This window comes from Candidatus Nanosynbacter featherlites (assembly GCF_037013405.1).
Lineage (GTDB): Bacteria > Patescibacteriota > Saccharimonadia > Saccharimonadales > Saccharimonadaceae > Nanosynbacter > Nanosynbacter featherlites_B.
Map to the genome: position 1 here is coordinate 117,318 of NZ_CP146064.1, position 11,677 is coordinate 128,994.

The following is an 11,677-nucleotide window of genomic DNA, read 5'->3' on the forward strand; positions in this document are numbered from 1 at the left end:
CGGTAGTAGCTTAGCTGCTACTCCCGCCTTTTACGCCTATGCGGATGTAGTCAAACAACATACCGGCAAGCCATCCAATGGTGAATGCTGCAATCGTCTCAAATCCCGACAGAGGGTACCCGTTTATTTTTGCTAGGGTATATATAGCGAGAGTTAAGACAAAAGCCGCCACAGAGCCAGACAGTATGGCGTTTGGTCGAGCAACTGTTCTACCTGTGACTTCGCTAACTTTCTCGATGGTGGGGTTATGAATAACCTTGCTGAAAGTTCGGCTGGACTTAGGGAGCTGGCTTTGAACTGTCTCCATGGTCTTTTTGAAGCTGTCTTTGCGATCTTCCTTGGTTATAAGGCGTTCGGCTTTTGCGGGTTGCTTCTTCTTTTCTTGTTTTACCTCTTCAGCTTCGGATTTTTCAATAACTCTTTCGAGTTGCTCACGTGCTTCAGCCTCTGATTTTTCTGCTGGTGAGCTTTCTTTTTCGACTCGATTTTTGATAACTTCGGCTGCACGATTGTGTGTTTCTGTTCGCAGATCATTCAGGCCTTCGTGTGATATTTTGGCCTCGTTGTTGAACTTAAGTGATTCTTTCATTGTGACTACACCTAACTTTTATTTAAATTGTACCTACTGAGTTGTATGTGTGCCGTATGATGCGCACTTCTTTCTTGAGCTGCCTGGACCGTAAGTAGAAGAATGTGACGACTGAAAGGATTAGGCCTGCGAATAGCATATTCTCGCTAGCTCCAGTGCGGGGCAGCTGCGTAGCCACTGTCTCGACGACTTTCTTTTCATTTGGACAATCAACTTTAACGCTTACGGTGTTACCGAAAGTGTTGTCCATCCTACAGTCAAAGGATCCAGGATTACTGGTACCAGTGCTCATAGAGGATATTTTACTGGCCATTTGTATCGTAAAGGTGCGTTCTTGGGTCTCGCCAGGTTTGATAGTTATCTCTGGCCATTGGAGAATGGTCTTGCCTCCATTGCTATTGGCATCTTCTTTGAGGGTTCCGCCGCCCGATTCAAAGATAGTTGAATATTGCAGAACATCACCCAAGTTCTCTGTGAATGTATATTTTTCTGGTGCAAAACCCTTGTTGGTGACCTTTAGGTGATAGGTAATACGATCATGTGCTTTCGCGGTGGTCTTAGTAGCGTCCATATTACTCTGAGTGAGGTTTATAGCGCTCTTTTGTTGGATAAAGGAAGCAGAACACTGCTTATCTTCTATCCAAAGAGTTGGGTTGCCTGCACATGGCTGACAGCGTGGGTCATTTTTAAGTAGTGTTGGATTTTGCGGGCACCTTTCTGGCGCAGCGATATTGAACGTCTTTTGACAGCCGGCAGAGGTGCGGTCACCTAGAGAAGTTTTGAGTGTTACAGTTACTTTGTATGATCCAGGGGTTTTTTCTTGATATGTTACATTTGGGGTGGTGCTCTCTAGAGTTTTTACAAGAGAATTACCCCTATAAACTTGAAACACATATTTTTGTATTTTGGCGCCATTAGCGGCACTTGTGTTAGCAGTAAACTGATATTTATTATTATCGCTTTGCTTCACCTCTAAGGTATTACAGGTGACTACGGGAGCTGGAGGTGTAGAACAGTTTGGATAGGTACCGATTTGTCCTGGAGGGCAGGTTGGTGCTGGAGGGATGCTTTTGGTAATGAGATTGCCACAGTTACGCATAATTGCGAACCAGCCGAACTTAGCTGAGTGGCCTACGTACGCGGTATAGGTAAAATTACCCCAAAGCTGATGTGGCCTGTAGTAAAAACTACGCATTCCACTGCCAGCTGATTTAACAGAGTAGGAGCCCTCTCCTTGGGCTGATCCAAAATGTGGAGTCATCCCCCATGAATAGTTGCCGTCACGGCTGTGTAGAGTTTGCAGGTTGCGGGTTGCATTTGATAGCTCTGCGCGGGTGATACCAATTGTATTGAACAATGAGCGGATATCGTTGGTGTTAGCATCATAGTGATTCATCATTTGGCTTCCACTCCATACGCCACCTCGAACCATGTCGCTTGGGTCTGCAGCATTTGCTGATTCCGGAGGAGAGAATACCACTAAGGATTGGACGATTAACGCAAGAACAGTGAAAATTAAGCCTAATTTTCGAGTAGCCTCCTCTTTACTTAACCTTTTTGCATAAAAGCCCAATTCATTGATAAGTGATGGACTAAATGGCAAGTGAGAAACTATTTTTCTAAACATGGTTGCCCCGTTCTTGTATGTTTATGTAATCTATTATTATGATAGTATCTACTCCATTTTAGCATAAGAAATATGTTCAGGTAAAGCACTTGAGTGAACAATTTTTTTGCGGTATAATGAGAGAGTTGTAAATAGCTGACAAGTCAGGAAATAGTGAGGGAGACATGGCTAAACAAACAGATAATCAATCCTATGATGGATCACAAATTCAAGTTCTCGAAGGACTTGAGCCGGTTCGTAAACGCCCAGGTATGTATATTGGTAGTACCGGCTATGACGGTGTACACCATTTGATTAAGGAGATTGCCGACAACTCGATCGACGAGGCTATCGCTGGGTATGCCACAAAAGTTGAAGTAGTATTGCTGGAGGACGGCGGTGTTCAGATCACTGACGATGGTCGTGGCATACCAGTGGATAAACATCCGAAGACCGGCATGAGTACACTGGAAACCGTGTTAACAGTGTTGCACGCCGGTGGTAAGTTTGGTGGTGGTGGTTACAAGGTGTCGTCTGGACTTCATGGTGTTGGATCGAGCGTTGTCAATGCCCTCTCTACTAAGATGATCGCTGAAGTGGTGCGTGATGGTCAGCTCTACCAGGTGGTGTTCGCAACTGGCGGTATTGTGGAGCCGCTCAAGAAGGTCGGTAAGACAGATCGGCCAACTGGTACGCGGATAACTTTCTATCCCGACCCAACAATATTTAAAGAAACGGTTGATTTTGATTATAAATGGGTGGTTAACTATTTACGCCACCAGGCATACTTAACCAAAGGCGTGTACACCTCTGTTGTAGACGAGCGTACGGGTGATCGTCAGGCTTTCTACTTTGAAGGCGGAATTCAGAGCTATGTGAAACATCTGAACCTTGGCAAGGACGTGCTAGCCGATGCGCCATTTTACGTTGAAAAACAAGTTGAAGACTGCATGGTGGAAATTGCTGTGCAATATAACGACACCTATATTGAGACAGTGAAGCCGTTTGCTAATAATGTGCTGACACCAGACGGTGGTACACATTTGGTTGGTTTTCGTTCAGCATTAACCAGGGTTATTAACGACTATGCGCGTAAGAACAGCCTACTGAAAGAGAAAGAAGACAACCTGACTGGCGACGACATTCGTGAGGGCTTGACAGCGATTATTTTGGTTAAATTGCCCGATCCACAGTTTGAAGGTCAGACCAAGAATAAACTTGGTAATCCAGAGATGCGTCGCTATGTTGAGCAGGTGATGAATGAGTACTTTTCGTACTATCTGGAGGAAAATCCTGGTGTTGCTAAGAAGATTGTTGGTAAGGCGACCTTGGCGGCACGAGCTCGCAAAGCGGCACGAGCAGCACGCGACAATGTGATCCGTAAGGGCGCACTTGATGGTATGGGATTACCGGGCAAATTGTGGGACTGTTCAAGTAAGAGCCCAAGTGATAGTGAAATTTACATCGTTGAGGGTAATTCGGCAGCGGGTTCAGCTAAAGAGGGCCGCGACAGTAAAACTCAGGCGATTTTACCACTTCGCGGTAAGGTGTTGAACACTGAGCGGGCTCGACTTGACAAAATGTTTGCTAACAAAGAGATTGTGGCAATGATCCAGGCGTTTGGCGTTGGGATTGGCGATCAGTTTGATATTAATGGTCTGCGTTATCACAAAATTATCATCATGACTGATGCCGATGTTGACGGCAGCCACATCGCGACTTTGCTGTTGACCTTCCTATTTCGTTATATGAAAGAGGTGGTTGAAGGCGGTTATGTGTACCTTGCTAAGCCGCCGCTATACTCAATCAACCGCGGCCAGAAGAAGATCTACGCATATGATGAGGCGGAGAAAGACAAAGTCTTGGCAGACCTGATTGCTGATAAGAAGGGTCGCGGTACAGCGATTGATGATGAACAGGATGTCACAAAGCAGGCTGGCGTGACGATTTCACGGTTTAAGGGTCTTGGTGAAATGGACGCTGACCAGTTATGGGAGACGACGATGAATCCAGAAAATCGCGTGTTGATTCAGGTCAGAGTGGAAGACGCCGAGGAAGCGGACGCAATCTTTACGCGACTGATGGGTGATGATGTGAGCTTGCGTAAAAGCTTTATTCAGAGCTGGGCAAAAAATGCTAACTTAGAGGATTTGGATATTTAATCATGAGTGATCAGGACAAACAGATGCAACCAACCAGTGAACATGAGTCAATTGAGGCAACACCAGATACGGTGACTGAAGCATCAGCAGGATTAGAGCGACGCCGACTTGAAAATGTGATGCAAGACAATTTCTTCCGTTATTCGATGAGTGTCATCGTTGACCGGGCATTGCCAGATGTGCGTGATGGTCTGAAGCCGGTGCATCGCCGTATTTTGTATTCAATGAATCAGAACGGCAACCGTAGTACTGCGAAATTCGTCAAATCAGCACGTATCATCGGTGACGTGATGGGTAAATATCACCCGCATGGTGACTCAGCGATTTATGACTCAATGGTTCGTTTGGCGCAAGATTGGGCGATGCGCTATACCTTGGTGCAAGGTCAGGGAAACTTTGGTTCAATGGACGGAGATCCACCAGCCGCTCACCGTTATACTGAGGCGCGACTTGATAAGCCAGCTGAAGAATTACTAACTGACATCGAGAAGGAAACGGTTGATTTTAAGGATAACTTTGATGGTTCAGAACGTGAGCCAATCGTGTTGCCGGCAAAATTACCAAACTTGCTATTGAACGGTCAGATTGGTATCGCTGTTGGTATGGCAACGAGTATCCCGACACACAACCTGGGTGAGTTGGTAGATGCGACAATTGAGCTGATCGATAACCCTGAAGCAACGGTTGACGACTTGCTGCAGCATGTGAAGGGTCCAGATTTTCCAACAGGGGCAATTGTCTATGGTGGTGCGCCGATGCGTCAGGCGTATGCGACTGGTCGCGGTAGTGTGATGATGCGAGCAGTAGCGGAGATTCAGGAGACAAAACGAGGCCGACATCAGATTGTTGTTACCGAGATACCATATGGTGTAAATAAAGCAACATTAATTGAAAAAATTGGTGAGCTTCACAAAGAAAAGCGGGTACAGTTGGCTGACTTACGCGATGAAAGCTCTCGAGGTAAGGTTCGCATCGTCATTGAGCTGAAAAAGGATGCATATCCAAAGAAGGTATTGAATCAGCTATATAAATTAACAGCTCTACAGACGAGTTTTAATTACAACATGCTGGCGTTGGTTAATACCATGCAGCCACGAATTTTAGGTTTGCACGATATTTTGAGCGAATTTGTCAAACACCGCCAGTCTGTGGTGCGCCGTCGTACTGAGTTTGAGCTAAAAAAGGCAAAGGCCCGGGCGCATATCTTGGAAGGCTATAAGATTGCGCTAGATCACATTGACGAGGTGATTAAGACGATTCGTGCTTCAAAAACTCAGGATGAGGCAGAGAAGAACCTGCGCGCTAAGTTCGGACTGAGCGAAATTCAAGCCAAGGCTATCTTGGCGATGCAACTGCGACGTCTGACTGGGCTTGAGCGTGAAGCGGTTGAGAATGAACTGCGCGAGCTCTTGAAGCTGATTGCACGACTAGAAGCCATCTTAGCTGATGAGCAAGAGATTCTGAACATCATCAAGACTGAGCTCTTGGAAATGAAAGAGAAATATGGTGATGAGAGGCGTAGTAAAATTATCAACCATGAGCTGGGTAAGTTCTCTGATGAGGAGTTAATCCCAGAGGAAGATGCTGTTGTCCTTTTGACAACTGAGAATTATATCAAGCGAACTTTGGCAAGTGACTACCGCAAGCAGAACCGCGGTGGTAAGGGTAAGCGCGGGATGACTACAAAGGAAGAAGACATCATCGCACAGATAATTCCAGTAAGTACGCATGACTACCTGCTGTTCTTTACCAACAGGGGTCGTGTATTCCGCCTCAAGGCATATGAAGTCCCGGCTGCCAGTCTCAGCGCTAAAGGTGTTGCTGCAGTGAACCTGCTCCAACTTCAGCCAGAAGAGAAGATCACAGCTATCATTAAACATGAGAAGAACGCGAGCGACGCTGGTTATCTGTTTATGGCGACGAAGAACGGTACTGTTAAGAAGACTCCGCTGGGTGACTATGCTAATATCCGTACGAATGGTTTAATTGCCATAAAACTAGACGATGGTGATGAGCTGAAATGGATCAAGAAAACTGATGGAGAAAGTGATGTAATTATTTCAACATCAGCTGGTCAGGCAATTAGGTTTAACGAAAAGGATGCGCGACCAATGGGCAGGGCTGCTCGCGGAGTGCGCGGTGTTCGTCTGCGACCAAATGACCGAGTAGTCGGTATGGATATTGTTACCAGCGATGACCAGACATTGTTAGTTATTAGCGAACAAGGCTTTGGTAAGCGCACTAAGGTGACCAATTTCCCGAGCCATAAGCGTGGCGGGGTCGGTATTAAAGCGGCGATCGTGACGGCAAAGACAGGACCGATCATATCAGTTCAGACGATTGACCCGACTATGACGGATGCTATCTTGGTGTCACAAAATGGACAGACGATTCGCATTAGTCTCAAAGACATCAAGCTACTAGGTCGTACGACTCAAGGTGTTACGATCATGCGGCTGGGTGACAATGATGCGGTATCTTCTATAGGCTTAATGGAAGAGCGGTCTTCTGAAGAGGACACTAAATGAGATATTTGCTAGTGCCTTTGTTGGCATGGGCATTAGCTCAGGGTTTAAAGCATATCTTTCGCTTGATGGGTAGAAATCGTCGAGTATTTAGCAAAAATCCAAAGTCGCCCCTCTTGTTGTCTGGTGGTATGCCAAGTGCTCATGCTGCAACGGTGGTTTCATTGACTGCTGTGGTTGCGTTATATGACGGTATTGATACGGTACAATTTGCTATCGTTCTCTGGGTGACTATGATCATTTTGTATGATGCCATGATGGTGAGATTCTCTTCTGGGCAACAGGGAGACACGCTAAATCAGCTCTTAGATGAGCAGAAAAGTTCTTTGCCTCGCATCCGTGTAGCGCATGGTCATACCCCTGTTGAGGTTGCTGTTGGCGCCACGATAGGAATGCTTGTTTCACTTGTTGTCTTTTTCGCAACAAAATAATTACAAAATAGTATTGACCAAAGGTTGGTTGATGATGTATGATAAGTATCAGTCTGGTCGTGGGGATGCGAGCGAAACGACAATTACAATCTGTAATGATCAAGTTACGTGAGGATTTTTGGCCAGTCTATCGAACTTTAACAATTTGATTGTGCAATATCATCGTCAGTTTATATTTTTGTAGAGCCTTAATACTTTGATACAAAGTAGATTTTTAACGGAGAGTTTGATCCTGGCTCAGGATGAATGCTGGCGGCGTGCCTAACACATGCAAGTCGAGCGGCAGCGAGGGGTGCTTGCACCCCGTCGGCGAGCGGCGAACGGCTGAGTAACGCGTAGGAATTTGCCCCAAAGTGAGGAATAACTGCCCGAAAGGGTAGCTAATGCCGCATATGGTCTTCGGATTAAAGGATTTATCCGCTTTGGGAGAAGCCTGCGTTGGATTAGGTTGTTGGTAGGGTAATGGCCTACCAAGCCGACGATCCATAGCTGGTCTGAGAGGATGATCAGCCAGACTGGAACTGAGACACGGTCCAGACTCCTACGGGAGGCAGCAGTGAGGAATCTTCCACAATGGGCGAAAGCCTGATGGAGCAACGCCGCGTGAAGGATGAAGGCCTTCGGGTTGTAAACTTCTTTTATGAGTGAAGAATATGACGGTAACTCATGAATAAGCACCGGCTAACTACGTGCCAGCAGCCGCGGTCATACGTAGGGTGCAAGCATTATCCGGAGTGACTGGGCGTAAAGAGTTGCGTAGGCGGTTTAATAAGTGAATAGTGAAACCTGGTGGCTCAACCATACAGACTATTATTCAAACTGTTAAACTCGAGAATGGTAGAGGTAACTGGAATTTCTTGTGTAGGAGTGAAATCCGTAGATATAAGAAGGAACACCGATGGCGTAGGCAGGTTACTGGGCCATTTCTGACGCTAAGGCACGAAAGCGTGGGGAGCGAACCGGATTAGATACCCGGGTAGTCCACGCCGTAAACGATGGATACTAGCTGTTGGAGGTATCGACCCCTTCAGTAGCGAAGCTAACGCGTTAAGTATCCCGCCTGTGGAGTACGGCCGCAAGGCTAAAACATAAAGGAATTGACGGGGACCCGCACAAGCGGTGGATTATGTTCTTTAATTCGATGAAACGCGAAGAACCTTACCAGGGCTTGACATCCAGGGAAGGTCTGCGAAAGCAGACTGTGCCTTTTGGAACCCTGTGACAGGTGATGCATGGCCGTCGTCAGCTCGTGTCGTGAGATGTTAGGTTAAGTCCTTCAACGAGCGCAACCCTTGTGAATAGTTGTATTTTTCTATTCAGACTGCCCCGGTAACGGGGAGGAAGGAGGGGATGATGTCAGGTCAGTATTTCCCTTACGTCCTGGGCTAGAAACGTAATACAATGGCTAGTACAATGCGCAGCGAAGCCGCGAGGTGAAGCAAATCGCATCAAAGCTAGTCCCAGTTCGGATTGCAGGCTGAAACTCGCCTGCATGAAGTCGGAATCGCTAGTAATCGCAAATCAGCAAGTTGCGGTGAATACGTTCCCGGGTCTTGTACACACCGCCCGTCAAACCATGAAAGTGACCAACACCCGAAGTCCGATTCGTCGGCCTAAGGTGGGGGGCATGATTGGGGTTAAGTCGTAACAAGGTATCCGTACCGGAAGGTGCGGATGGATTACCTCCTTTCTAGGGAGAATAGATGCCAACTTGTCGAGCAATCACAAGTTGAGCTAGGTCGGTCTCGTAAATATGCTGAGCTTACATATTTACAATAGTCCTCTCGAGGACGAGACAAAGTTCAAAACCTTCTCTACGATAAACCGATTGATGAATTGCACAATCAAGTTGTTAATATAAAACCCTCTCGTCTATGAGAGGGTTTATTTTATGTGACAAAAGCTATCCTCTAAAGAATACGCCAATGAGGAGGTTCAGGATTATGCTGTGTAGGCTTAGCATGACAGCAAAGCCGATGCCACAAGTAATGAGCCCCCACATCTTAAAGCGATCATAGCTACTGACTCCGCCAGCCAGATTGTCTGCTATTTTTTGGTGGTAAACAGTAAACACTGCTCCAGCCCCTAAGATCAAGAGGCCTACTCCGAATGCGGTAAAACTAAATTCATACATATGTACAATTATACACTTGTCATAATAAAAAAGATACGGTACAATGTAATAAGTCTTGGCGATTGGGGGCATAGCTCAGTTGGCTAGAGCACCTGCTTTGCAAGCAGGGGGTCCAGGGTTCGAGTCCCTGTGCCTCCACCATCAGGACTGTATGAGGGCGATTAGCTCAGCTGGTTAGAGCGCGTCACTGATAATGACGAGGTCGGAGGTTCAAGTCCCTCATCGCCCACCATTTATGATCCATCTGTTTGATCATATGGGCGCTTAGCTCAGTTGGCTAGAGCATCTCGTTTACACCGAGAGGGTCGGGGGTTCGAGTCCCTCAGCGCCCACCATGAATTTTGTTAGCGAATTTATCTATTAAACAACAAATTTTAATCAATGTCTGCATCGTATCAATGAAATATCCGTCTATACCGTGGGCGGATATTTCATTGTGATTACGGTCTGCTTAGGTATAACACCTTAGCCTAATTATTGCGACAAATGAGGCTATTTAGTTGCTGCCCGACAGAGTAACTGTTCACGATTATCATCTTGTTTCTGGTGTTATAATTTGTTAATTTAGAGATAGCATGAGTGAGCAACTGTCAGATAGTACACTCCCTGTTGATAAAAGAAAATGGTACGAACATAGTCCTAGAGAACTTGTTGCCAGGGCGCTAGGAGGAACTTCCATAAAAGGAGTTCCAAAAGAACCGATTTCTACAAGGATTGCAAACTTTCTATGTGAGAAGGAAGGTGACAAGTGGAGTGAGGAACGCCTCAAGCCTGATTCGTGGCGTCGTATGCCGCCTGGAATGCGCAGTGCTAAAGGAGGTTTGGGGTTAGACCAGACTGCCGATAGTACGGTGGAACCGGGATTGGTGATTGAGCTTAAGGAAGGTGGCGCGAAGGAGCGCACGGGGAAGCAGATTTTAGCAAAACGGGAAGCTCGTGAACGGGGCGATTGATGCATATTCTGTTCAGGAGAAGTAACGTGACGATATTCAGAATTAATGATTGTCCAAGATTGGAACTAGGATTACTTGCTTAATGGAGAGATGGTTATTATACTGCTAGAGTATGTATAAATATCTTGTTAAGCCACTATTATTTTTATTAACGCCTGATTTTACGCATAGGCTAATTATTTTCTGTGGTCGTATGGCGCAAGCAATACCACTCATCCGTTGGATGGTCCGTAAAATGTGGAGTTTTCAAGACAGAGCACTGCAGCAGGAGATTGATGGCGTTACTTATCGCAATCCAGTTGGTTTGTCAGCAGGATTTGATAAGAATATTCAGTTGTCGTCACTAATGGGAGATGTTGGATTTGGTTTTGCTTCGGGTGGATCGGTGACGTTGGAGCCAAGAAAGGGCAATCGACGTCCTTGGTTTCACCGTTTGCCAAAGACAAAATCGGTGGTGGTATATGCTGGTATGCCAAATTATGGGCTGAAGAAAATCAGTCGCCACATTATTAAGAATAGGTCACGTGTTCAGGGTGTGCCGACAGTTGTTTCGGTGGCTGTTATCGCCAATAAATCTACGAAAGACGCATTTGGTCCGCGCGTTTCAGAGGACCTGATCATTAAGGATGTAAAAAAGGCTGTAGAATATATCGTGAAGCATCAATTGGCGAGCGTTGTAGAGATCAACATCTCTTGTCCAAATGCAGGTAAAGAACCGTTTATCTATCCGGAGACGTTGGACATGCTACTACGAGAGATGGACGATATAGAGAGAAATGTGCCGTTTTGGGTAAAAATGCCACATTTGTATGATATGCAGCAGTTTGACTCACTGTTGCAGACTATTGTGAAGCATAATATCCAAGGTGTGACAGTAGCTAACTTGGTGAAGGATCGTACGATGGTGACTATCAAAGATCCACTAACCGATGAAATCCGTGGTGGGTTGAGTGGTGAGCCGACGCGTGAACATAGTTTAGAATTAATTCGTCATGCGTATCAGAAGTACGGTGATAGATTGACGATTATTGGCGTGGGTGGAATTTTTACAGCTGAAGATGCGTACGCTAAGATCAGGGCTGGTGCTAGTTTGGTGGGTTTGATCACGGGGCTGTTCTTTGAAGGTCCGCAATTGGTCGGACGCATAAACCGCGAGCTGGTGACATTGCTCAAAAATGATGGTTTTTCTCATATTTCCGAGGCGGTTGGTGCAGATTTGAAGAAAAAGTCAAAAAAGTCGAAAAAAAGTTAAAAAAACTATTGCAAAACAACTGCAG

At 46.0% G+C, this 11,677-nt stretch carries 8 protein-coding genes, 3 tRNA genes and 1 rRNA gene; 9 read left to right on the forward strand and 3 right to left on the reverse strand.

Annotated features, from left to right (window positions below; all coding sequences use genetic code 11):
- Positions 1-10: 10 nt before the first annotated feature.
- A complete protein-coding gene (locus tag V4210_RS00620; RefSeq protein ID WP_338520930.1) occupies positions 11-589 on the reverse strand; it encodes a hypothetical protein in 579 nt (192 codons plus the stop codon).
- Between the two features lie 22 nt (positions 590-611).
- The gene (locus V4210_RS00625; RefSeq protein ID WP_338520931.1) at positions 612-2,216 is read right to left on the reverse strand and encodes a hypothetical protein; all 1,605 of its coding nucleotides are present in this window, start codon (positions 2,214-2,216) and stop codon (positions 612-614) included.
- 164 nt (positions 2,217-2,380) lie between these two features.
- Here V4210_RS00625 and gyrB point away from each other — a divergent pair, with 164 nt between their 5' ends.
- The 4 genes from gyrB to V4210_RS00645 all read left to right on the forward strand — a co-directional run bounded on the left by gyrB (position 2,381) and on the right by V4210_RS00645 (position 9,003).
- Complete coding sequence (gyrB, locus tag V4210_RS00630) at positions 2,381-4,357, forward strand: DNA topoisomerase (ATP-hydrolyzing) subunit B (RefSeq protein ID WP_338520932.1); 1,977 nt, start codon at positions 2,381-2,383, stop codon at positions 4,355-4,357.
- 2 nt (positions 4,358-4,359) lie between these two features.
- Positions 4,360-6,885 carry a DNA gyrase subunit A gene (gyrA, locus tag V4210_RS00635; protein WP_338520933.1) on the forward strand — a complete coding sequence of 842 codons (2,526 nt, stop codon included), beginning with the start codon at positions 4,360-4,362 and terminating at the stop codon, positions 6,883-6,885.
- The gene (locus V4210_RS00640; protein WP_338520934.1) at positions 6,882-7,313 is read left to right on the forward strand and encodes a divergent PAP2 family protein; all 432 of its coding nucleotides are present in this window, start codon (positions 6,882-6,884) and stop codon (positions 7,311-7,313) included. The genes gyrA and V4210_RS00640 overlap by 4 nt, the downstream gene beginning before the upstream one ends.
- Positions 7,314-7,527: 214 nt before the next feature.
- Positions 7,528-9,003, forward strand: a 16S ribosomal RNA gene (locus tag V4210_RS00645).
- Positions 9,004-9,216: 213 nt separating this feature from the next.
- Here the strand turns inward: V4210_RS00645 and V4210_RS00650 are convergent.
- Positions 9,217-9,447, reverse strand: a complete 231-nt coding sequence (locus V4210_RS00650; RefSeq protein WP_338520935.1) for a hypothetical protein — start codon at positions 9,445-9,447, stop codon at positions 9,217-9,219.
- A gap of 64 nt (positions 9,448-9,511) precedes the next feature.
- Between V4210_RS00650 and V4210_RS00655 the strand changes: the two genes are divergently transcribed.
- The 5 genes from V4210_RS00655 (at position 9,512) to pyrD (ending at position 11,652) form a co-directional block, all read left to right on the forward strand.
- A tRNA-Ala gene (locus V4210_RS00655) sits at positions 9,512-9,588 on the forward strand.
- A gap of 14 nt (positions 9,589-9,602) precedes the next feature.
- Positions 9,603-9,679: transfer RNA gene (locus tag V4210_RS00660), tRNA-Ile, on the forward strand.
- Between the two features lie 26 nt (positions 9,680-9,705).
- Positions 9,706-9,782: transfer RNA gene (locus tag V4210_RS00665), tRNA-Val, on the forward strand.
- A gap of 453 nt (positions 9,783-10,235) precedes the next feature.
- Positions 10,236-10,400, forward strand: coding sequence for a hypothetical protein (locus tag V4210_RS00670; RefSeq protein WP_338520936.1), 165 nt, complete (start codon positions 10,236-10,238; stop codon positions 10,398-10,400).
- A 112-nt stretch (positions 10,401-10,512) separates the two neighbouring features.
- Positions 10,513-11,652, forward strand: a complete 1,140-nt coding sequence (gene pyrD / locus V4210_RS00675; protein WP_338520937.1) for a dihydroorotate dehydrogenase (quinone) — start codon at positions 10,513-10,515, stop codon at positions 11,650-11,652.
- The last annotated feature ends 25 nt before the right edge of the window (positions 11,653-11,677 follow it).

Bases quoted from the DNA above. Each gene is read 5' to 3' on its own strand.
- V4210_RS00620 (WP_338520930.1), bottom strand. From the start codon at position 589: ATGAAAGAATCACTTAAGTTCAACAACGAGGCCAAAATATCACACGAA.
- V4210_RS00625 (WP_338520931.1), bottom strand. From the start codon at position 2,216: ATGTTTAGAAAAATAGTTTCTCACTTGCCATTTAGTCCATCACTTATC.
- gyrB (WP_338520932.1), top strand. From the start codon at position 2,381: ATGGCTAAACAAACAGATAATCAATCCTATGATGGATCACAAATTCAA.
- gyrA (WP_338520933.1), top strand. From the start codon at position 4,360: ATGAGTGATCAGGACAAACAGATGCAACCAACCAGTGAACATGAGTCA.
- V4210_RS00640 (WP_338520934.1), top strand. From the start codon at position 6,882: ATGAGATATTTGCTAGTGCCTTTGTTGGCATGGGCATTAGCTCAGGGT.
- V4210_RS00650 (WP_338520935.1), bottom strand. From the start codon at position 9,447: ATGTATGAATTTAGTTTTACCGCATTCGGAGTAGGCCTCTTGATCTTA.
- V4210_RS00670 (WP_338520936.1), top strand. From the start codon at position 10,236: ATGCCGCCTGGAATGCGCAGTGCTAAAGGAGGTTTGGGGTTAGACCAG.
- pyrD (WP_338520937.1), top strand. From the start codon at position 10,513: ATGTATAAATATCTTGTTAAGCCACTATTATTTTTATTAACGCCTGAT.